This is a genomic window from Algoriphagus ratkowskyi, from assembly GCF_002150505.1.
GTDB lineage: Bacteria > Bacteroidota > Bacteroidia > Cytophagales > Cyclobacteriaceae > Algoriphagus > Algoriphagus ratkowskyi.
The window spans coordinates 368708-392284 of sequence record NZ_MSSV01000001.1 but is presented as its reverse complement, the minus strand read 5'-3'; the positions used below and the strand labels follow the sequence as shown (position 1 = coordinate 392284).

The 23577-nt window shown below is 38.7% G+C and carries 18 protein-coding genes; 5 read left to right on the top strand and 13 right to left on the bottom strand.

Going from position 1 to position 23577, the window contains the following annotated elements; genetic code table 11:
* The first annotated feature begins 48 nt into the window (after positions 1 to 48).
* Complete coding sequence (locus BVH02_RS01635) at positions 49 to 894, top strand: DUF2911 domain-containing protein (RefSeq protein WP_086498098.1); 846 nt, start codon at positions 49 to 51, stop codon at positions 892 to 894.
* Between the two features lie 62 nt (positions 895 to 956).
* Here BVH02_RS01635 and BVH02_RS01630 read toward each other — a convergent pair whose 3' ends face one another.
* Together BVH02_RS01630 and BVH02_RS01625 are read right to left on the bottom strand one after the other, a co-directional pair.
* Entirely contained in the window at positions 957 to 2396 is a 1440-nt protein-coding gene (locus BVH02_RS01630) for an apiosidase-like domain-containing protein (RefSeq protein ID WP_086498096.1), read from the bottom strand.
* A gap of 11 nt (positions 2397 to 2407) precedes the next feature.
* Positions 2408 to 4663 (bottom strand): helix-turn-helix domain-containing protein, encoded by a 2256-nt coding sequence (locus BVH02_RS01625; RefSeq protein WP_086498094.1) that lies wholly within the window; start codon positions 4661 to 4663, stop codon positions 2408 to 2410.
* A 355-nt stretch (positions 4664 to 5018) separates the two neighbouring features.
* On the opposite strand from BVH02_RS01625, the gene BVH02_RS01620 reads away from it, so the two are divergent.
* Positions 5019 to 5393, top strand: coding sequence for a PRC-barrel domain-containing protein (locus tag BVH02_RS01620; RefSeq protein ID WP_158093844.1), 375 nt, complete (start codon positions 5019 to 5021; stop codon positions 5391 to 5393).
* A gap of 242 nt (positions 5394 to 5635) precedes the next feature.
* Here BVH02_RS01620 and BVH02_RS01615 read toward each other — a convergent pair whose 3' ends face one another.
* Positions 5636 to 7270, bottom strand: coding sequence for a hypothetical protein (locus tag BVH02_RS01615; protein ID WP_086498090.1), 1635 nt, complete (start codon positions 7268 to 7270; stop codon positions 5636 to 5638).
* A gap of 283 nt (positions 7271 to 7553) precedes the next feature.
* Between BVH02_RS01615 and BVH02_RS01610 the strand changes: the two genes are divergently transcribed.
* Both BVH02_RS01610 and BVH02_RS01605 read left to right on the top strand, forming a co-directional pair.
* Positions 7554 to 8354: an endonuclease/exonuclease/phosphatase family protein gene (locus BVH02_RS01610; RefSeq protein ID WP_086498088.1), complete on the top strand. Its 801-nt coding sequence runs from the start codon at positions 7554 to 7556 to the stop codon at positions 8352 to 8354.
* A 5-nt stretch (positions 8355 to 8359) separates the two neighbouring features.
* Entirely contained in the window at positions 8360 to 9223 is an 864-nt protein-coding gene (locus tag BVH02_RS01605; RefSeq protein ID WP_086498085.1) for a 3-keto-disaccharide hydrolase, read from the top strand.
* A gap of 141 nt (positions 9224 to 9364) precedes the next feature.
* On the opposite strand, the gene BVH02_RS01600 is transcribed toward BVH02_RS01605, so the two are convergent.
* On the bottom strand, positions 9365 to 10777 hold the full coding sequence (locus tag BVH02_RS01600) for a Gfo/Idh/MocA family protein (protein WP_086498083.1): 1413 nt from the start codon (positions 10775 to 10777) through the stop codon (positions 9365 to 9367).
* Between the two features lie 583 nt (positions 10778 to 11360).
* Here BVH02_RS01600 and BVH02_RS01595 point away from each other — a divergent pair.
* On the top strand, positions 11361 to 12953 hold the full coding sequence (locus BVH02_RS01595; RefSeq protein WP_086498080.1) for a hypothetical protein: 1593 nt from the start codon (positions 11361 to 11363) through the stop codon (positions 12951 to 12953).
* A gap of 16 nt (positions 12954 to 12969) precedes the next feature.
* On the opposite strand, the gene BVH02_RS01590 is transcribed toward BVH02_RS01595, so the two are convergent.
* The 9 genes from BVH02_RS01590 to BVH02_RS01550 form a co-directional block, all read right to left on the bottom strand.
* The gene (locus BVH02_RS01590) at positions 12970 to 14943 is read right to left on the bottom strand and encodes an ATP-binding protein (RefSeq protein ID WP_086498077.1); all 1974 of its coding nucleotides are present in this window, start codon (positions 14941 to 14943) and stop codon (positions 12970 to 12972) included.
* A gap of 28 nt (positions 14944 to 14971) precedes the next feature.
* Positions 14972 to 16681 carry a hypothetical protein gene (locus BVH02_RS01585; RefSeq protein WP_086498074.1) on the bottom strand — a complete coding sequence of 570 codons (1710 nt, stop codon included), beginning with the start codon at positions 16679 to 16681 and terminating at the stop codon, positions 14972 to 14974.
* Between the two features lie 139 nt (positions 16682 to 16820).
* A complete protein-coding gene (locus BVH02_RS01580; protein WP_223271768.1) occupies positions 16821 to 17861 on the bottom strand; it encodes a glycoside hydrolase family 113 in 1041 nt (346 codons plus the stop codon).
* On the bottom strand, positions 17858 to 19075 hold the full coding sequence (locus BVH02_RS01575; RefSeq protein WP_086498071.1) for a bifunctional alpha/beta hydrolase/OsmC family protein: 1218 nt from the start codon (positions 19073 to 19075) through the stop codon (positions 17858 to 17860). Before BVH02_RS01575 ends, BVH02_RS01580 begins: the two co-directional genes overlap by 4 nt.
* A gap of 6 nt (positions 19076 to 19081) precedes the next feature.
* Positions 19082 to 19828, bottom strand: coding sequence for a DUF6503 family protein (locus BVH02_RS01570; RefSeq protein ID WP_086498068.1), 747 nt, complete (start codon positions 19826 to 19828; stop codon positions 19082 to 19084).
* 48 nt (positions 19829 to 19876) lie between these two features.
* Positions 19877 to 20605, bottom strand: coding sequence for a DUF6503 family protein (locus tag BVH02_RS01565; protein WP_086498065.1), 729 nt, complete (start codon positions 20603 to 20605; stop codon positions 19877 to 19879).
* Entirely contained in the window at positions 20602 to 21933 is a 1332-nt protein-coding gene (locus tag BVH02_RS01560; protein ID WP_143244169.1) for a glycosyltransferase 87 family protein, read from the bottom strand. The genes BVH02_RS01565 and BVH02_RS01560 overlap by 4 nt, the downstream gene beginning before the upstream one ends.
* Positions 21930 to 22808 carry a hypothetical protein gene (locus BVH02_RS01555; RefSeq protein ID WP_086498061.1) on the bottom strand — a complete coding sequence of 293 codons (879 nt, stop codon included), beginning with the start codon at positions 22806 to 22808 and terminating at the stop codon, positions 21930 to 21932. The genes BVH02_RS01560 and BVH02_RS01555 overlap by 4 nt, the downstream gene beginning before the upstream one ends.
* A gap of 73 nt (positions 22809 to 22881) precedes the next feature.
* On the bottom strand, positions 22882 to 23574 hold the full coding sequence (locus BVH02_RS01550) for a glycosyltransferase family 2 protein (RefSeq protein ID WP_086498059.1): 693 nt from the start codon (positions 23572 to 23574) through the stop codon (positions 22882 to 22884).
* Positions 23575 to 23577 lie beyond the last annotated feature (3 nt).

Genomic DNA, 23577 nt, shown 5'->3' with positions numbered 1-23577 from the left:
AAATTTTACGCTTAAGTAATTTCTAACCAAATTATAGATACATATCCTATGAAACAAAAAATAGCGTTCACCTTGGCCTTTTTAATGTGCAGCCTACTCTCTTTTGCACAGCAAATCCAAATGCCGCAGGCATCTCCTTCGGCTAAAATCGCGCAAAAAGTAGGTCTAACAGATGTAACAGTAGATTACAGTAGGCCAAGCACCAAGGATCGTAAGATTTTTGGAGAACTTGTTCCTTACGGCCAAGTTTGGAGAACTGGCGCAAATGGTGCGACGGTACTCTCATTCTCTACGGATGTCATTATTGACGGTAAGTCAATTCCTGCTGGACAATATGCGCTTTATGCCATTCCTGGGAAATCTGAATGGACGATGATTCTTTCAAAAAACATTAAGCTTTGGGGAGCTATCGGTTACCAACAAGCTGATGATGTGATCCGATTCAAAACAACACCAGAGAAGCTAAAAAAGAAGAATGAAACCTTCGAAATCAGCTTTGCAAATATGACAGACACAGGATCAGATTTGTCGCTAGAGTGGGAGAATACCAAAGTTGACTTCAGGATAGAGACACAAGTAGACCCACTGGTAATGGCTCAAATCAAGGAATTAATAATTGATGGAAACAGTACTGATCCAAGTTTACTTTACTCTGCTGCTAGTTATTATTACACCAACAAAAAGGACATGAATCTGGCCTACAACTGGATCAATGAATCGGTAGAAAAAGATTCTAAATATTGGACAATGCATTTAAAAGCAAAGATAGAAGCAGCTTTAGGCAAAAAAACTGATGCTGTAGAAACAGCTAAAGTTTCTATAAATTTGGCAGAGGAAGCAGGAAATCAAGATTATGTGGGATTGAATGAAAGGCTTATCAAGTCTTTGAAATAAGAAAGCAACCATCGCTGTCTTTATGGAAACGGCGATGGTTGATTTAATTTCCAATTGCAAATTTATTTTTTGCGTCTTATCTCGATTTTATCCAGTATCAAAATCATCCAGTCATCTTCCGCTCCAGTTGTTGGAGGTTGAATGGTTAAAGGCAAAGTGGGACTGAATTTTGGAATAGCCGTACTTTTACCATTTCTCGGATTGTACCAAAAGCCAGAAAGCTTTTCACCAGTCATTTCTGATAAATCCAAGGTAATCTCCTGTGGCTTTGCCAAATAAGCAAGCAAAAAAGAGCCGTCACTTGCTCTAGCGGATCGAATTTGGTTTTCATTTTCTGGATTTTCGGAGAGAATCAATTCCTGATCCGAAACAATTTTTGTGAAATCAATTTCCTGGAAAAACTTTTTAAAATGCTTCATGGATTCAGCTCCAGGACGTTTCAAGGCTCCTCTCCAATCTGATAAGGTGGGAATCACAAATGTTTCGCCAATCTTATGCATCTGCCAAACGGCGTTGTTTCCATAGGTATATCCAGCCGCACCCGCCAACATATTCCAATAAGCCAATACCCTTACATCATAGCCAGTAAAAAATCCCTCCTGGAAAGGACTTAGGTCCTTCATATTTCCATTTTCATCCGTAAAATCCGAAAACTCACCCGGCTCGAACTTCATATAATCCCAGAATTTAAGTGGAATATCCTCGTAGGCCGGCTCACCTTCAATTGTTGGTTTGATCGGCCTTAATGCTAAGTCTTTTTGGGTATAACGATATACTTCATTGAATTTCTTCACATGACCGCTTTGGTACATATTAAAATCTATCCAATCTGCATTTTCAAAGGAATCCGAACTTGAACTAGATCCTCTTGGATGATAGGTCATCAAGTGAGTTCCATCTCCGCTTTCGTCCAAGCCGGCGGCCATGGCTTCCCACGTTTTGGCTACCTCATCATTCGCTACTGAGCGATCACCGCCCAAAATCCATACGAGGTTAGCATTTCTATATCTTTTACCTAAATATTGACCATAAGCTTCCGCATTCACAGCATTAAAAATAATGGGTCCTGCACCTGGATGCTCGCTGAAAACTTTGTCGCCCCAAGTGGGCAACATACCCATCACCAAACCATATTTATTAGCTTCCGCTACAATAAAATCAACATGAGTGAAATATGCTTCGTTAGGCTTGGTTGGATCCAAATCATGAAATGGAAGTTCACCATAAGCATTTGGTGTTTTTAGACCATCTCTTTCGGCCAATACAACTGCCTGGATCACCGTAAAACCCTGACTAGCTCTAGTTTTTAAATAATGTCTGGCTTCCTCGCGATCCAGTTTGTGAAACAACTCCCAAGCTGTATCGCCTAACCAAAAAAATGGTTCTTTTTTGTCAGTCTCCAAATATCTTCCATTGGTGGTCACTTTTAATTGCTGGGCTTCTGACAGCTGACAAAAGCCTAGGGCAACTAAAAAAATCAGTGATTTCACTAGTTTTTTCATCCGATATTTTATTATTGATTTGCTCCTGCCACCACCATTTTGATCGTGTTATAATCGTATTTTCCTTCAAAATGAATTCGAAGTGCCTGAATATTCTTAATATTTTCAATCTGAGAATTAATTTCGGAAATAATTTCTACAGGAAGGCAATCTTCCAATTCTACCCGACCTTCTTGGATTCCTTTGACTAAATGACTTTTGATCGTTGATTCTGCCAATCCTCTCGCCACCACAATATCTCCAATACTTTTGCCTGAATTGATCATACCAAAAGTGAGCTCATAGGTCTCTCCCACTTTTCTTTTCAAACTGGATTTTCCAGCCTTTTTTCTACCTGTTTTATTACTGGCAAATTTAGGATTGTCCGCCGCTGCTTGCTTGGCCGACTCAGCCAATCGAAGTCTTAAGTTGATTTTATCCTGTTCCAAATCATTCATTTTACCCGGGATTTTCCCTTCCAAGATTGCAGCAATCAAATGACTTACTTTATTGATCTCTCCATATTTTCTCAGCAAACTAACTTCCAATTCTTCTAGGCTATTTGCATAGGTTTTGGTTCTGGAAAATCGCTCCACCTCTGCACGATGAACAAGGATTTTCTCCAAGGCTTGCTTCAGGAAGTTCTTGAAATAGGAAGATCCTTTTTCCAATCTCTCCATCAACTTCTCCTTGTCATTTTGCTGCAAAAGGAAGCGAAGTTGATTACCAAACTTTCCTGCCGTCTCCAATTCTTTTCTGATCATGCCAGCGATTTCTCCAACTGCTTTCTGCATCTCAGGATCTTCAAATTCCAGCGAACTATCATTCTTTCTCTGAAAACTACTAATCTCCTGAAGTAGACTGGTTAAATCAAATGTCTCACCAGACAAAAGTGAGAGGTATCGTTGCTGATATGCACCGAGGAGCTCGTCCAGTTTAGAATTCTTTTGCGCACTTTCTACAAAAGTCTGCACCTGAGAATCGGACTGCATCCCATGGTTCTGAATTCTGGTTCGTAAGATTAGGCCATCCAAACTTCTTAGCCTACTCAAGGCCACATATACTTGCCCAGGAGCGAAGGCATTTCCTACATCGATAATCGCCTGATCGAATGTCAAACCCTGGCTTTTATGTACTGTCACTGCCCAAGCTGTTTTGATAGGATATTGGCTAAAAGTACCGATCACTTCCTCTTCCAATTCTTTAGTATCAGCATTGATAACATACTTTTTGTTTTCCCATACTTCCTTCTTCAGCTGATAGGTAAATTTGGATCCCTCCAACAACACTTTGATCTTATCGTCTTCCAATTCCTCTACTGTAGCCAGTTTTCCATTGAAATAATCCTGATTTCCAGAAGAGTCATTTTTGATAAACATCACCTGAGCACCCACTCGCAATTCTAGGGTTTTGGGCAATGGATAAATATTTTCTGGAAAATCATTTTCAATGTCAGCTTCGTAAAATTTCGAAGTGCCCTTCAGCGCAATCAATTGATCTCGATTAATTTGGTCTGCTTTATAATTATGTGTTGTAATTGTGATGCAGTCCTTAATCTCTGCGATCTCATCTTGGGTCTTGTAATGTTTATTCAGCAAAGCAATGTCCTGAGGCGTCACGGAATTCTCGCGCAGGTGATTAAGCACCTCAATAAACTCTTCGTCTTGCTGGCGAAAAATCTTGTCCAGTTCTAAAAAAACCAAACCTGATTCCTGCAGTACTCTAGCTTCGAAGAAGTGCATACTTGGATAAAAACGACTCAATATCTGCCATTCATTATCACGCACAATAGGCGGAAGTTGGAATAGATCCCCGATCATTAACACTTGCACTCCGCCAAAGGGTGTAGTAAAATTCCTCTTAACAGATCTCAATCTATAATCAATCGCATCTAGCACATCAGCCCGAAGCATACTTACTTCATCTATCACGAGTAATTCGATGGATTTAAGCACGTTCTTTCGCAGGGCGTTCAGCGGATGCTTACGAGTCAGAGTATGTTGAGTAAAGCAGCCGTATTGATCAGAGAAATTTCCCTCGGGTTCGTTGACTGGTAAGAAAAAACCTAGTGGAAAAAGGAATTGTGAGTGTATCGTTACTCCGCCTGCATTCAGTGCAGCAATTCCTGTCGGTGCTACTATCACGTGATTTTTGTGCGTCTGTAATGCTAGATTTTTCAGAAAAGTGGTCTTACCTGTTCCTGCTTTTCCTGTTAAAAAAATCGGTGCTCCGGTATTGTTGACAAACTTTGCTGCCAGCTCTAGCTTGTCTGTACTTTGATTTTCCATTTAGCGAAACTACTATTTTTAAAAATGAATCGATGGGAGATAGAAGACAAAACCTTCAACTACCTAAGTTCGAATTTTTACCTTAATACTCAAACTAATACTCATTACTAAACCGAGAACATTTTGTTGCAGTCAGCGTAAGTGATAAGCATCGTCTCAACTTGAAATCTTTCTAGTATATGCCTGTGCTGGCCAATAGCTTTTTCTAGAGTAAGAGCTTGCCCATTTCGCCCTTTGACGACACATAAAATTTTTAAAAAATATTCCTAAGCTCCTTATATTTCACTCTTACATGCATGGCACAGCATTAGTATTGTCTTACGCCAAGCACAAGTACAAACTAAACCCTTTAACCATGAATACTGCGTATAATTTACCAATCAGTAGTTCCACTGCTACAAAATGTACCGTTAAAACAATAAAAGATGAGGCAGTTGGAACTATCAAAGATGTGATGCTAGATACTGAAACTGGCGAGGTAGCTTACATTGTTTTAGCTGTCGATGCTGGTTTCCTGAATCTTGGAAGTAAACTTCTAGCGCTACCTTGGGCTGCATTTGATTTCCACGGTCAACAACGTGATGTAATTATAGTAAATGTCGACAAGGAAAAGCTCGAAAATGCTCCAGGCTTTGACGATGATAGCTGGCCAACAGGACCTCAACATGAATTTATCCATGAAGTGAATTCTTACTACGGATATGACAAAAAAAGTGCTTTAAGTGAATAAGCAGACTCTCATAATTTGTAAGGCTCTCCAATTACTGGGGAGCCTTTTTTTTAATTTTAGTTTTTTCTGCGATAAGCCCTCCCCACCAACTCAGGATGTTTTTGAGAATTTAACCTTGAGATCTAAGTCTGTTTGCCAGGACTAAATATCCTTGAAAAAGGTAGACTATATCTACATCTTGGAGATAAGCAAGCGGTTACCTAATACAACAAATTAACCGAGAGTTGAGCGAGCTATTGTTACTATCTTCTTTTTCCTTTATCAGAGGGATCTTGTTCCTTCATTAGCATCTGCATCAATTCGCTAGGCGCAATTTCCAGCATTCCTTCCCTCAAAGATTCCCAAATTAGATTGAATGTGCCTCGATAGATATTTCGCTCCGTTTTATAAGTAGCTGTTCTATAATTCCGATCCTCTGGAAGATTACTACTTGATGTAAGAATATTTGCCAATGTAGACTTGATCTTCTTCTTTTTTTGCTCCTCATCTCTAAGTTCCAATTTTAAATCCTGATAATGGAATTTCATAAAATTAGTCGACGAAAAACGTGTAGCATTCATGGTGATTTCCAACTTCTCCATAGTCCCAGAATTTATATTCACTGAGACCAAATCGCCCAAAATCCCATTGAGAGATGGTAGTTTAAAAGGAGCTACACTAGCCGTAAGATGGAAATTCTCCTTAGTAGAATCCGAAGTATACGGCACAGTCACATCCATTCGCATAGGGGCAAATCCATTCAGCATCGCTTTTCCATGGATTTTCATTTCACCTGATTGTAGGGAGTCTATTGAGACCACATGTGTAACCAAAGCAGATAGCTGTTCAAAAATCAGACTTCCAGGCTCATGTTTTCCCTCAGAAATCTGTGAGTAAGTTATTTTGGAATTTAAAACCCGTATCGTGTCTACTTCAAGAGGAAAAGAAATCATCTCAACCATCCCTTCAAACATCGGTTTTACCGGCTCAGATATAGGCCGTGGTTTATTTTTATTCCTTACATCATGGAGATTTAGACTATCGATAGTAATCAGACCAGCTACTATAGACCAGTTACCGTAGATACTACTTCGCGCATTGATTCTTTCTATTTTTAGTTTTTTAAGATCAATTTCAATATAATCGTTCTGAACATTCGACTGCCTCGCGGTAACCAGATTTGACTCCTTGTACTTCAATTGCATGTTATCAAAATCAAACGCGTCTAGCTTCGAATCATAACTCATTGAGCCCATTGTAAATGTCTGCTCATCGCTTAATATGATTTGAAAATTTTTCAAACTTGTCTTTATACTTTCTAGCTTAAATGGAATAGCATAATTCGCTCTAGCAGAATCAGTCTCTAGATTAGATGCTGATATATAAAGCTGTTCGAAATTCCCAAACTTTCTAGCGGAATCAGATAGATTATAAAAATCTCCCGATCCATTGTTGAGCGTAAAATTGTGTATTACTCCTCTGGATACTAAATCACCAAACAAAGCTTGAAAAGCTTGAGACAAATCTTTAGGCTGTTTAGAAATAGAATCATTCCTTATCAAGATGAATTTGGGATCTTCTAATCTTAATTCGGAGACTTCAGCAATATCCCCGAAAATAAGGCCGAATATATTTATACCACCTAACCTTAATGTTTTCATGGTGCCCGTGATCGTGGTTGCCATTCCATCTTTGACGGGTTGAACAGAAATCCCCTGAAGCTCTATATTACCTCTAAAAATATGAGCATCAATAGATTCATAAAGTATATCATATGCGCGATCTTCGTCGGTATTAATCTTTTCAGATAGCGAATTCACCAACCAATGTTCTAATAAGAGTATTGAACCCAATCCAAGGAGAATCAGTATTCCCAGAGCCAAAAGTAATTTTTTCAAGGAGATGTGGTTTTAAACTAAATTAGTGAAGCACGTATGAATCTAAAGGATTTGTAAGAGAATAGTTTCAAAAACATATAAATAACTTTAGATTTTTTTTTGACGTCCTGAGTTGATTACATATTCCTATGATAGAATTAATTAACCACAAAAATAAAAACAGCCTTTTGGCAAATCTTTTTAATTCTCATGAACCTTTAAAATCCTTAACTTCCACCCTTATTTATTTACTATTTGTCCTACCAGAGACGGATAAAAACAAGAAAGAAGAAATTGTACAACCATGGAAAAAACATACTTAGTACTTATTACTTTTTTACTCAGTTTATCTTTGAATGCCGTGGCACAAGTAAGCAATGCGGAGTTCAAGGTCTTGACTTATAACATTTATCATGGTGAAAAGCCGGATTTACCCGGAAAACCAAACCTAGAGGAAATAGCAAATTTGATTATTCTTCTTCAGCCTGAAGTGGTGGCACTTCAGGAAGTGGATAGTATGACCACTAGGCTAGAAAGGATATATGGCTCCAAAATAAATTGGGTTGCTGAACTGGCAAAAAAGACTGGCTACACTAGTTATTTTGCTAAGGCAATGGATTATGCTGAAGGCGGATATGGTGAAGCTGTTTTAGTGAAAAAAGCGTTGGACTACCACACACAAGCATTACCTACGCCTGCTGGTGGAGAGCCTCGATCCGCTGCCTGGGCGAAAATAGAGTTGAAAAACAGCAAAGAACTATACTTTGGTGCTACGCATCTTTGCCATCAATTTCCAGAAAATAGGATTGCACAACTAGCAGCACTTACTCATTATGCCGACTCATTATCTAGACCAGCAATTTGGGTAGGCGATTTGAATTTTGACCCTTCTTCACATGAATACAAAAGTATCAGTTCCAAATGGAGCGATGCAGGTTTCATAGCCAATAATGACTCCCCTACCTTCAATTCTGAGGATGGAAAGCGAATCGACTATGTTTGGTATGATTCTGAGAATTTTGAGCTTGTTAATTACAAAGTAATTAAGGTTCCATTTTCTGACCATTACCCTGTTTTGGTCACCCTACGATTAAAAACCCCTTAAAAACGATGAAAAAAACTGTATTAATTGGAGTCCTTTGCCTAGCTGGCTTGGGTTTCGCCTTTCAACATGCAAATGAGGACGCCAAAAAACCTAAATGGCAAACTTTGTTTAATGGCAAAGACATAGATGAATGGACTATTAAGATCCGTACACATGAATTGAATGATAATTTTGCCAATACTTTCCGTGTAGAAGATGGATTGATGAAAGTGAGGTACGATGGATATGATCAATTTGACCAGCAATACGGCCATATTTTCTACGATACACCTTATTCAAATTATCTTTTACAAGTAGAATACAGGTTTGTAGGAGATCAAGCAAACGGTGGAGAAGGCTGGGCTTTCAGGAATTCTGGTGCGATGCTGCATTCTCAGGACCCCAAAACTATGCTCAAAGACCAAAACTTTCCGATTTCTATTGAAGCTCAATTCCTGGGCGGAAATGGTAAAGACGAAAGAAGCACTTGTAACTTATGTACCCCTGGTACTAATGTGGAGATGGACGGAAAGTTATTTACTCCTCACTGCGTAAATTCCACTTCAGAAACCTATCATGGCGACCAGTGGGTGACTGCCAATTTTATTGTTTTAGGAAATGGTGACGTGCATCATCTAGTTGGTCAAGACACTGTTTTAAGCTACACTAAATCTCAAATCGGCGGTGGAGCGGTATCTCCTGTAGACCCAATAGTGAAAGAAGATGGCCAGATGCTCACCGGAGGGTATATTTCACTCCAGAGTGAAAGTCATCCTATAGACTTCAGAACCGTACGATTAATTGACCTAACCCAATATTTGGGAGATCAGAAAAAACTAAATCAAGTAGTAAAGAAAGGGCTAGCTGCTAAGCCAGCTCATTCTAAATAATAAGGTTTTTCAACAAAAAGCCCGCTAATCATTCTGATCAGCGGGCTTTTTTAATTCCAACTGTAACTATCCGTATGCTACCCCGATAATGATCGGCACGCTCAGAATTAAGACAGTTGCTTATTATTTAGCAATAATGCGTTAAACTCTCACACCGGTGGTTCCTCCACCAGATAGCGTAATATTCACAGGAGCATTAGTTTTCCAATTCCCGCCTGTAAAATCAGGTACATCGATTGAATTAGATCTATTAGCTACAGACCACTCACTCAAGGGTGAAACACAGCTCCAAAGTGCTGCATCATATACATCCTGATCAAGAGGTAGGCCATTGCGTAGGCAATCGATCAATCTCCAATCCATCATAAAATCCATTCCTCCGTGGCCTCCTACTTTCTTGGCTAGTTCGCCAACCTTCTGAATAATCTCAGGAGTATATTTCGTCTCAAGATCCTTAAATTCCTCATCCTTTAACCAGCCGTGGCCTTTGGCAACTTTTGCTTCAGGATATTTTTGAGCGTAACCTTCAGTTCCACTGATTACATGAAGTCTAGAATATGGACGTGGGGAAGAGACATCATGCTGAATCATAATCGTCTTTCCGTTCTTCGTCTTGATCATAGAAGTATTCATGTTGCCACGGAATTTTTTCTGAGCATAAGAAGAGAAGAAATTGTCCTGCTCAGCTAGCTTTATGGCTTCCGCATGCATGGAGAAATCATTGGAAGACGTCGAAGTCAAATAATCCATCTGATCTCCACGGTTGATATTCAAGATTTGGCATACCGGTCCAAGTCCGTGTGTAGCATAAAGATTACCATCTCTATAGTTTTCCTTAAGTCTCCACATATCCTGATACCCTCCTTCTTTTTTAAAATTCAAAGAGAGCAAATCGTGAATATAGGCGCCTTCTACATGTAGCACTTCGCCAAAGTATCCCTCACGAGACATTTTCAGAGTCATCAGCTCGAAGAAATCATAGCAGCAGTTCTCTAATTGCATACAATGCTTTTTGGTGCGTTCGGAGGTTTCTACTAGTTGCCAGCACTCATCTAATGTCACAGCAATAGGAACCTCACAGGCCACATGTTTGCCCGCTTCCATTCCATAGACAGACATTGGTACATGCCACTCCCAAGGTGTAGCGATATAAATCAAGTCCAAATCATCACGATCCATCATTTCTTTGAAGGAATAGGCATTGCCTGAATAGCCGTCAGGTGAATGTGATGTGCCTTTTAATCGCTCTTTGGCTTTTTCTACACGCTCTGGAATAAGGTCACAAAGTGCCTTAATCTCAACATTCTCTATTTTACTCAGTCTATCAACAGCACCAGGCCCTCTCATACCAAGACCTACTATTCCTATGCGAACAGTATTAATCTTGGGAGCAGCAAAACCACTCATATTAAAGGATTGGATTCGATTAACCCCTTTTTTAGCTTGTAAGTGAAGGGACTCAAATTCACTGGCGAGCGTACTTCCCGCTCCAAAAAGCCCCAAACCAACCAATCCGGTAGATTTTAGAAACTCTCTTCTCTGGTTATTTTTCATAATAGCTTTATTGTAATGACTTGGCTAATTAATAAAAAATTCAAAGAAGTATTGCCACCTTTCGAATAAAAAAACCGAAAGCTTTTGGCCTTCGGCTATCTCTAAATACTGGTTTCAATTACTATCATCTATCTAATTATATAAAGATTACAATTCAGTAAATAGAATTTATTTGAAAAAATATGGGTGACTTACACTTATTCAACAAACTTTAAATGAAGGACTGTTTGGTTTCATCTATGCAAAGATAGGACCATACCCCCAATTGAAATTTGACATAGGTCATATAATTAATTGGAATTCAGCACATAGTGAGCTCCAGAACAATCAATCTGCACATCAAATTAAAGAATTAATTAAAAAGTCATCCGACTTACAAAATCCTATATTGTTAGGCATTACAATAAGTCTTTAAACTATAGAACTAGTGACTATTTCAACACTAATTTTCACGTATAATCCTGACAATCAAACGGTTTAAAATACGGGACAAGTCAAAAATAAACTGTACATTAAAGGATGATCGGGATATATTCAGCGTATTTCACTTCTTTTTAATTGAAGTCCCACTTAATCTTTTGCCATGAAACTTTTCAAATTTTGCCTGCCTTTTTTTCTGATACTATCTTTTATCTGTGCTTTGGGTGCTCAAGAAATACCTGTACCTGTCAAGACTGACACAAGTACATTGGCACAAGCATATATCAATCTTTATCTGACAGAAACATATTTTGACAGCTTACCGTCGGCTCGTATAAAGAAAATTCTTGCCTTCGAAAATGACGAGCTCAAATCGATTAATGATAGGACCTTTATCCGTGTAAATTCTACTCTATACAATTTCACAAATGCACTGTTTTATCAAAATCAATCGAAGTTCTATTTTCACGAACAAGGCGAAATCACTCGAAGTTTTTTACGCAGGCTGAAAAGCAATTTAGGGAGAGGTATTTCCTATTACAATGCTGCAAAAATTGACCAATTCGGCACATTTCAAAAAGAAAGGTCTATGCTTTATGAGATGATTAAATTCGATTCTGAATCAAACAACGAATTGAATTCTGAGATAAGAAGCTTAAAAAGTAAATTCAACACCCTATTTAATGAGGATATATTTCCTGATTTCAAACGAGTATTTCTCGCAGCAAAGAATTCTGACAGCTTCTATTTAGATTCCTTATCCTATTTTTCTAACATCTATGACATGCCATTAAGCAGGGAAATTTTAAGAAATACGCCCGACTTCAAACCATTTTCTTTTGAGAATTCAAATTTTATCAAACCAGAATATATCGCAGATTCCAGACTGGATATAATTTCACGATATATTCAACTAAAATACTTAGCCTCTAAAAAAACTCGAGTTTCTCGAAATTTCAATAAAACTTTTTTATATGACGCCTACGATGATTTCATAAGACAGGTAAGAATGGAGAATGATCAATTCATCAGGGAAGAGCTAAATTCTAGAGTTTGCAAAATGCTGCTCAATGAGCTCACGAGTAAGTTTCCCCGTGATAAGGAATTAGACGAAATGGCAAATGCAATGCCTCCAATGGCTATGGTAAATCTACCGCCTACTAATATGCAAAATTATTTTTTCCCTAATCCAGCTCCACTTGGGTCTGCGAAACTAATCATCTCCAATTATAAACCTTCCTTATCGACACTCGGCCAGGTGGATTCATTTTTGAGCACGAACTTCAACGGTGCAGGATTTAAAAACGAGCTCCATTACTATTATGCTATGGATGGATTTGCCCTGACTACTACGTTGGAGAAGTTCAATAAAGATGGCTCAGCAGTCCCTATCGAAAGACGCTTTATCAAAAACCTGGGTGGAGAAGGAAAGTTTTCATTCTATGAAACTTTCAAGTCAATGTTTTTCAACATAGAATCGGAATACCGAATGTTTGCATTAATCATCGCATCAAAATCTGCTGCTATAAGTAATGAGGGCATGAGTGCAGGTTTTGCCGGACAAATCTTAGAAAATAGCTATGATGCGCTTCCTGTTGATTTGAAAACCAAAAACCTTCCAATTAAAACGCTATCTGTTTTCGTTTATCATTTCCATCAAAATGACATCGGAGAAGTACCAGAACTGGATCTGAGTGGAAGCCTTACTGTATCGGATCATTTGAAAAGTGCAGGATTATCTCAGATTATTCAGTAAAAGTTTAAGCCATAGCTCATCTTATTGGAGGATTTACTACAAAGTATTTTTCGAATGAAAAATCTCTATGAATCGTATCACCTGTTTCAAGAATAACATCAATTCGCAAAGTTGGACAAAATCCCCAGCCTAGATAACCAATGGAAAAGGAGGAAGTAGCATCTTTTGAGACTCTAAGTCGATCTATAAATCCTCTACAAAAATTATATTGAACTTCTTTAATTTCATCTTTTCTGAAAGAAGGAACATCTACCCAAAGTGAATAATTTTTATTTTCTCCACCTGCATTAGACGGGCTTACTGATGCTTTAATTTCTATTAAACTGTCTAGTGGGTATGTCCTTTCCTTATATAGAATTTGGCTCAGAACAGAATCGCTTAGATTTTCATATTGCTCCCCTCTCCCTTTCATGACAAGCTTTAATAATTCATTTGTTCGATCAAGCTTTAATTGATCATCAAGTTTTCCTTGCAGACTACTGATCTCTTTTCGCTTAGACTCCATTGATTTGTAAAGAACGAAAGCAACACTAATCAACAATACACCAAGTATTAACCCTACCCATCTTCTTCTTTCATTTCTCTTTTTATTTCTTTCTACTAACTTTTCCCTTGCTGTTATCTCTTTTTGTACTTGTATGAATTTTTCACTTTCACCAATCCAAGCAATCTCTTCCGCACTTGGTTTGAACTTATCCAGATAAGGTTCAATGTAGCGCAACTGCTTTTCAGAGAAGAACTCTCTAGCCTCAACTTTAACGCTTATCTGACTCTTGATTAGTCGTTTGATCTCAAGCAAAGCCGTTTCTTCCACACTCCTTTTCTGAGCAATGCATTTGGATAAAGAGTCATGGGAAATCTCATACGTATCCGTATTCTCATTATATCGAAGCATTCTACAATTAATAAATGCCTCAAGCACACTATCGATCATATCTTCGAATAGGTCAGGCAAGCGATCGAATAATTCTTTCTTACTTATTGGCTCTTTGGTACCTTCTAAAGTGGCAAATGGCGAAAGCATCTTCCAAGTAAGCTCAGGTTGTAGCTCTGAAAATTTTTCTTGCAGTTCCTGAGATATATTAGCAACCTGTTCCTCTAAAAATTCACTTAATACATCTCCGATATCGCCCATTTCATTCACTTTTGCTAGAGTAAACTCAGCAGGTGTCTCCCTATTTTTATCTCCTGTGATGTTTAGATATAGCTTATCAAGAAATACCTGTAAAAATGGCAATTGAATCGTGAGTGACTTTTTATCTCCTTTGATCTTATGGAAGATACTTTCTGCCACCGCATCTTCCTCGCCTTGCTTGATGGAAATATTTGAATATTCTACTGATGCAGCACCAATAATCACTTGCTTCACTTTCGTAAGATTCATAGGTTCTACGCGGAGCTTTTTACGTAGCAACTGTGGTATAGCCCGCTCAAAATCTACTAAAAAGCCCAAGTATTCCTCACGTATAGAAAAAATCATCTTCACTGGCTGACCAGACTGAAGAATCCCTCTTACTGATTCGAGAAAAATCTCTTGCTCTGAAAGTGACCCAAGAATAAAAAGTTCTTCAAACTGGTCGAATATCAAGTAAACAGGCCTAAAAGATTTTTGATATACTGCTCGGATGACTATACTTATCGGAGTCAATTGTGGTCCTTCGGTATCGAAATCCCATTCGCCTACCCACTTTTCCTCCTCGTAATCCGTACCAACCTTACCGCCAGCTTTCTCCAGGGTAGTGGCTAAGGAATTGTTGATATCACTCCCTCTTCGGATCATCAAATCCAGCCAATCATGCCGCTGAAATTTACCTGCAAGTCCGCAATTTATCAAACTGGTTTTTCCTGTCCCTGAAGCGCCATAGACCAATACTACCGAAGATTGAAACACCATTTCGTACAAGGCATTGATCTCCTCATCTCTCCCAAAAAACACACCTCGATCTTCTCTTTGATAGGAGTCAAGAAATTTAAAAGGGTACTTTTTCATGAGTTATCGCTTTTGTAGATTGAGAAAATCAAAACATGTCTTCGATGGACTCTTCTTCAATTCCAGTCAAGGTTTTTTTAGCTTCGAAAAACAAACTATAAACCTTGTCGAAATTCATGTCTATCCGGTTAGTCTTTTTGGAAAGCCATGAATTGAGGACATTTAAACTAGAATCGTTCGGCTTGGGATTTGTAGATTTTCTAATGAATTCCTTACTATTATCTTCTATAAAACGATAGTTCAGATTGAGGTCATCATATGTATCAGCATGAGAATAAAAACAAATCTTCGACCCACCTACTAGCTTAAGGCCATTAAAGTCAATGATAAAGGGATCTAGATTTATATTTTTTCTATAGTTATCCTTGAAGATAATTACCGCATGGGAAATCACCGGTGAGGATTCACGTCGCACATTGCTTTGGCTGTCATCGTTGGCCAAGCTTTCCCCTATTAGCAAAGTGTAGTTGTGCAGGTACAAACCTTCCTCATCATTTCGCTGCTGATTATAATCTATCTCGTTGATGGAAATCATCCGGTACTGTGCCAAGAAACTTAAACTTTCTAATACAGTTGCCACATTTCTCTCAGCGGCTAGGCAATCATTGAGTTGAAAAGTAGCAGATTTCAACAACTGTGATAAGTCATTCAGCTGTGTGCAAGCTGAGAGAAAGCCACTTCCCTCTTGGAGCTTTGGAAGTAATTCAGACGATTCAGAAATGAGAAACTCCAATTTTCTGATTGAAAAAATTTCTAATAAATGCTTGAGTAATTCTGTAAATCCAAGAATATCTTCCTCAGCAGCATTCCTGAAAAACTTAATTAACACATCATTTTGGGAGGAGGAAAATTCGATTTTTTTAGCTAGCTGATGATCCCAAAGCGTGGAAATCAATGCATAGCATACGAGCTGCAATCCCCTTATCGCAGTGATTTGACAATTCTCCAAGTACCTCAACATCTTGCTTTCTGAAAAGTCCTCTGCACCAATCGACATCAGTTTGCGAATCTGACTACCGATGACCCCAACGTACTCACTGATAATAATTCGCTTAGCCGTTTTTACCAACGCTTCATTTTCTTTCCAATCACTATTGGCTTCCAAAAATCCAGCTGCTTTCTTGTTAAAATTACTTATCGCCACAAGTAACCTGGGCGTTAGCTCGTCATTGAAAGTATTCTCAATTTCATCTGTCTGTTGTTTACTGTGATCTTCTTTTGATTTGCCGACAAACTCAGCATCGGAACTTGTTTCATATTCAGGCAAAATCATATTTAACTGCCTTCCATATTTAACTAGCAGGTCATCAATGGAAGTATATTCAGTATAGAAATGGCCGAGTTCTCCGAATTTTTCTTTCAAAGCAAATAATGAAATCATGTCTTCCTTTACTATGGAGGCCATTTTTATATCAGCATTCTTGAAATATGTCCAGATGCGTGGTTTACCTTGAGCTTTGAAAATCTCGTATGCAGTATAAAATTCTTCTGCTGTGTATTTTCCTACTTTGGTGTAGAAAAGGCAGATAACCATATCACTTTTCCTAATTGCTTCATTGTATTCATCCTGTAGACGTGTACTTGAAATCGAATCCTTGAAATATTCCCATTGTTCTAATTTCAGGTAGATTCCTTTGTTTACCAATCGGTCATTTTCCAAACCAATAAAAAGCTTAAACTTCTCTCTATCTTCTTTCAGCTCACTTGAAGAAGCAATAAAAATTCGAATCGTTTTCATAGCTTAAATAATAAGTATCGAATCAAACTAGCGTATTACATTACTCCACTTAACCAACAAATATTCTATAATGTGGAGTTTTGAAGATGTAATATTTTGATTTTAATACTCTTAAGGTATGGATTCTTGGTTTTACAATTCAGTCCATTGAAAAATATTTCTGCATCACCTGCTCAGCCTTTTTCCCTTGAGGAGTAAAATCCGGATCTCTATGCTTCCCATCAGGATACCATTTCCAAAAGAAAACACCAGCCATCCAAGACTCCTTCCAAGCAGTTTCAAAAAATGCTTCATAACAAAGGGCTTGCATATCCTCTGATAATTTTGTCTCCCTCCGTTCACTTGGCCAAACCCAAGGCTCTACTGCAGCATCTACCGTATTGACATAGCCAATTTCTGTGAACATTACTGGTTTTTGATATGTTCGAACTACCTTTTCTATTCTAGGCATATTCTTCTTCCAACCAGATTTCAGATCTGACAGGTTAGGATTTTCTTTGGTAGTAAGCGGAAAATAAGCTTGTATCCCGATGTAATCCAGTGCATCCCAAAACTTGACATGCTCAAACTCAGTGAAATTTGCAGCATAAATAATTTTTCCCGAATAGACTTCCCGAACGGCAGCGATCACTTTTCGCCAGTCGGACTCTCTTTTAGTAGTCAATTCGAGTTCAGTGCCAACGCAAAGCATAGGGATCTGATGTTCTTCAGCCATCACAGCATAGTCCAGAATAAATCCTCGATAATATTCGAACCAAAGTTCCCAATCCTTTTCAGACCTCATTTCTATTTCTCCTGGCCAGCTTCCTCGTAGCCAAATATGTGGCTTTAACATATTCATGATTCCATGCCTTGCCGAAGAATCAAACGTTGCCTTAATACCTTGAGAAGATTCTCCCCACCATTTCATGTCATCCCCTCTGTTCCAGCATAGTTCAGGAGAATTCTTATCACTTTGCCAGCCAAAAGGAGTCTGAGAAAGCGCATCTGCTCCCGTGGCTTTCAAGGCTTCTAATTCTTGTCCTAAAAGCGGAGATCTACTCCCTACCCAGCATACACCTTTCCATTTTTCTTTTGCTTTCACTAGATCTGGTTGCAAAGGAAATACTGCCCACAAGCTCAATGTTAGGATTACTAGCACTGAACTCAGCAAATAACTCCTTGACCAGATCTTCTTCATTTTGCTAGCATAGTCTGGATGACGATTTCCTCTTGAAGTGTCTTATGAACAGGGCATCTGTTGGAGATCTCAAGCAACCGTTGTCTTTGTTCTTTATCCAAATCACCTTCTATCTCTATGATTCGGGTAAACTGGCTTACTTTTGAAGCTTTATCCTCTGGATTTTCACTGTCAGCTAGGTGCACTTTTTCATGGTTGAGAAAAACTGATACTTGCTCCAGCGGCCACTTCTTGCGCTCCGCATACATCTTCAAAGTCATCGCTGTGCAACTTCCCAAAGATGCCATCAATAAATCATAAGGATTTGGTCCCAAGTCCGCCCCTCCTACCTCAGTAGGTTCATCAGCAATTATATGATGATTAGGAGTCATCACTTCTGTGGTATATTTTTCTCCGGAAAGGCGTACAAAAACCTGATTTCCTCGGGTATCATTCTCCTTTTTCTCTTCCTCCACAAGCACGTATCGTCTAGACCAACTCCCGACAACCTCTGCAATATATTCGCTGTCTTTAGCATCAGAAACCAAATGGGTAGCGCCATCTAAAGAAATAAAACTTTTAGGATGAAGAGCCGCATTGTAAATCTCAGCGGCGTTGGACACATCCACGATTTCATCCTGCGGAGAATGCATCACTAATAATGATTTTCTTAGCTTTTTCAAAAATGTATCCAACGGCTTCTGCTTCAGATCATCCACAAAACTCTTACTAATGGTAAATGGCCTTCCACCAATTGATACTTTAGCTTTTCCATTTTCCTCAATTTCTTCAATACTTTCAGTAAAGAGTTTTTGAACATGTCCAGGATACGCTGGGGCACCTATAGTCACCACTGCTTTGACATCTGGCAAATCAATGGCAGCATATAATACTGCAGCTCCACCCAGAGAATGGCCAATCAGCATTTTCGGAGTATCATATTCCGCAGCTAGGAAATCTGCGGCATCAATGAGATCGCTGATATTTCCGCTGAAGCTTGACTCCTCAAACTCACCCTCGCTCATCCCAAGACCTGTGAAATCGAAGCTTAAAGTTGCGATACCATTTTGAGAAAGAGCACTGCAGATACGGGTAACTGCTGAGAAATTCTTTGAGCAAGTAAAACAGTGTGCAAAAAGCGCGTAAAATTGTGGTTTTTGATTTGCTGGCAAGTATAAATGGCCTGCTAATTCAATCCCATCCCTATTCTTAAATTTCAGTCGTTTTGGATTCATGTCGTATTAGTTATTCAGGGATTCCACTTTGATATTCTCTAGGTTTATCTCTGAAAGTAAGCTTAATTCCCCAGCTTCATAAAGCTCCTGCATCTTTTCTACCGGCATAGTTTCATCGGCTGGCTTAAGGTTTAAATAGTTTTGAAAGCGAATTCCACCGACTTCATTTACCATACTCACTTCCCGCATTCTTACTCCACCCCCGTCCGTATGGTAGCTATAAGCGATAAAATCGATCATTGAATCCTCCTTACCTATCCAATATAAAAACACGTCATCGAAGTCGTCACCTCCACCTTCTTCAGCAAAAGTAACTCTGATCAAATCGTATTTTTCGCCATTGATTTCTGTTTCTCCCATGGAAGATTTGAATACTGAAGCATCATTTAGCCCAAAAGGTAAAAATGCAAAATAAGCCACTGAGTTTACCGAACGAGAATATTTTCCAATCCATTCTTCGGAAAGTGTATCGATTTTAGCACCATTTACTGTTCGCACAAAGCCTTCGTTATTTAACATATCTACTACATTGCCTGTTGAATCTGAAAATTCTCGAATGTATTCAAAGTTATTCTCAGTTTTGAAGATCGTATAATGGATATTTCTAAAGTCAAATTCAATTTTTGAATTCTCATATTTATCACCTCCATGAGCAGCAATTGCTCGATCGACAATTTTCTCAGCTTCAGTTCTCGAATCACAGGAGGCAAATAAAAACAGACCTACTAGAAACAATAAATGATGTAATCTCATGTATACTTGGTTTTAATGAATAAATACTCTTTTGAGGACACGTTGATACTATTCAAAGGTTACTTCATAGTCAGAATATAGATATTCTGCACGTAGATATAACTTTTCTCCAGATTCATCAATCCTATAACTCTTCCTTTCTTTGGCAAATATCAAACCTGATGACTCATCGTAAGAGAGGTTTTCAATTAAACTTTTGTGGTCTTTTGCATGTAATTCATTGGCTACTATTTGTGCAGAAACTGGATCAAAGTAAAACCACCACACATCCGATTCAGGGCCATAATCTACGCGGATTGATTCAATGGTTTTGCCACCTTCTAAGGTCTTTTGGCCTTCATAGGCCAAATTAGCATCCTCATCGATCAGATTCCATGGCTGCGCAAAAGCAAAGTAAGCTGCATCAATTTCAGTTCGTTTAGCTTTCAAAAAACCTTCATTCTGAATGGAATTTTCGCCCATCTGATAACTGGTCTTACTTCCATTGAAATTGACAACATGAAGAATACTGTCTTTTGTCCAGATCAGTTTCGCTTCAAAATAAGGCTTCAGACGAAATTCAACCCATTGATCAGATTCACTTTCGATCTCTCCACTCTCATTCATCAATCGTGTCCACTTTTTAAATTTGATGTTGGAAACCTTATCCCATTTCTTAGAAATTTGATGCGCTTCGACTGACTTTTCGATGAGTTCCTGAGCCTGCTTTTCTGGGCTAGGAGAACATGCGAAAATGAGAAGTGATAAAGCAAAAGTTTGAAGTAATCTAAAATTCATGTAGGTATTTGTGATTTTGTTGTTTTAAAATAGTCCCAATAAATACCTAGAGCTAGGATGGAATATTCTAAGAAAAGAAATACCGGGCTTTCTTGATAAGTAGAGTTGCTATAGGCTTGGTACGAGAAAATCACTGCGAATGTCCAGATTAGGAAGGCTTTTTTATCAGTAAACAAACTCAATCCAAATGCTGGAATCAGATACCAAGGGTGAACGACAGGCTGTAACACCAAGTAAAACAGGTAAATCAACACCCAAAGATCTATAAGTTGTATCGAATTTTCTGGTTTTCTTTTCCAAGAAAAATAGAGAATTCCAAGCAACGAAATTCCGCTCAAAATCGGTGTTATTTCACCGATCACATTATATCCTTTTATCCAAAAACCAACTTCTCGAAGCAGGTAATAGATCGACCCATTAAACTCAAACTTCCCTTGATAGAGGGTTAAGCTTTGGAAGAAGTAAGTCCAAGAATCATCGATCAAAAGCCAGCTAAAACTCACAATCATAGCTAGAGCAGATCCTATCCAAAAGGCTATAGATTTACGAGTTTTATGAAAAGAAAAGAAAGTGGGAATCAGCATCAGAGGCAGCAATTTCATACCAATAGACAATCCCCAAAAAGCTCCCGAAAACCCATCCTTTTGCTTAACAATAGCCAACAGAGATGCAAGCAAAAGAAGTAAAACCAAACCCTCAAAATGCAGATTCCCTGTGATCTCCATGATCACCAGTGGATTCAACCAATACAGAATGAGCTTCTTTGAGGAAAGCTGAAAATGCTCGAAGAGCTTCAGTAAAATAAAGAAAACGCCTATTTCTCCAAGAATCAGTATAGCTCGCAGTATCAGTATTCCGCTCTTTGTGTCAAGATCTGCACCCAAAGCAGCGACATAGAATATCGCTTGATTCAAAGGGGGATAAACCGAGAAGTATGCGGGTGAATTCATCAGCTCAAATAGATTCTCCAAATAAAGACTTGTGCGTTCTGGATGATTTTGAAGCCAATCTTCTGGAGTTTCCAAATAGGGATTTTGGCTCATTTTCACTATTTCCCCATCCCAAAGGAAGCGCGGATAATCATCCGACCAGCTTGGAATAGCTGTCAAAAGAGATAAACGAAGAAGTAAGCCTCCAATGAAAATCCATTTCCAATAAATCTGATTTCTCAAAAAATAAACGCCGAGCATCCCAGCAAATAAAGAGGAATATATAAGGAAGTTAAGCCAAAAGGCTTCTCGGGGAATTATGTATGCCAATGAAAAAAAGCCAACTCCCATCAGCAGCCAAATAAACGGGATTAAAAGCTGCTTGAGCTTCTGACTCAAAGTCCTAGGCTTTTGCGAAGCGGCTCATGCTGAAGTCCATTTTTCTTCCAATAATCAATCATCTGAACACTTTTTCTTACAGCAGAAGTCACTTCTTCTTTGCCTTCTTTGGTAGTCTGTGTTTCTTGCCAAGACATAATTTCATAGGGAAAAGAATCCATGTATCTCACCAAAAATTTCCTTCCTATCTCCTCGTAGATTACCTCAATTTCTGCTTGATTAGCCCCTGCTTTTCGTTTGGAAATCACTACACTTTCTGCCTCAAGAGGAATGTGCGTAAATCGATTGAAAATTAAACTTGGAATTAATTTCTTGTTTCCCGTAGGCACCAAATCAGGATTTAATCTAATCAAGTTGAAGATCTCATCCTCAGACATTGCAGCTATAGAAAAGTCCTGGTCCCCTTCAGCCTCAAAATAGGAGTATATATTGGCTTGGTACTTATTATTTTTCCAGTTAAGCTGCGCAAAAGACTGACCACACCATTCGGTCATGGAGGCTGTAATTTTTGGAGAATTCAGATCATCATAAACGGGCGTAAAAACCGATAGCATAGTATTATAGGGATAAATTCCAGTGACGAATTCACGAGTCATGTTCAGCTTCATCACCTTCATCGCATCCTTGCCTGATCCAGCGGGATCATCAAGTTTCACTTGCTTTCGTTTGGAAATATCTTCCGTCACGAAAATCATCACAGCGTTCCCTTCTCGCACTTCTCCATAGCGCATTTGTTTCAGGTCAAAAACATTGATCTCAGCTCTGTCCTGATACCAATGCGAAGCGAATTGCTTCTCAACTATCGCTTTCCTGCCTGTAGAATCACAGGAGGACATGATAATTATAACCAATCCAAGAATGAATAAATTTTTCATAAGGGTAAAATTACTAAAATCAAGCAAGTTGTAAGAATCTTAATACTAATGTCTTACTTCTAGCTACTCATAATCACCAATATCTAAAAATCGTGTAGATAATCTTATACCCAGCTCCAAATACTCCCTTCACCGTTCCGCTGACTTTGGATACTCCTATTCGCTTGCGATAGTTTACAGGCACTTCCGTATATCTAAGTCCAGCTTTATGAGCTTTGATCTGCATCTCTATAGTCCAGCCAAAGTTCTGATCGATCATATTCAATTCAAGCAACTTCGACCAAACAATCGCACGAAAAGGGCCTAAATCTGAGAATTTGGCACCTTGCATATACTTCATCATCGTCGTAGCCAACCAATTCCCGAACACCTGAGGTAGCGTCATGGAGCCAGCTTCTCTTTCTCCCAAAGCTCTTGATCCAATTACCATATCAGATCTTCCATCCAAAATCGGCTGAATCAAATCCAGTAAATCTTCTGGGTAATCACTATAATCTCCATCCAAAAAAACCACAATATCAGGCTGAACTTGCTGATTTTTGATCCAATCCATGGCTGTCAAGCAGGCTTTTCCGTAGCCTTTCTGTGGTTCAAAAACAACTTTTGCACCAGCTGCTTCTGCTACAATTCCAGTGTTGTCTGTGGAGTTGTTATTCGCAATTACAATATTTCTGACAAGTGACGGAACGTCTCCAATTACCTTTGGAATGGATTTTTCCTCATTGTAAGCGGGAATGATTACATCGACGATGGGTGGAGTATGCATGGA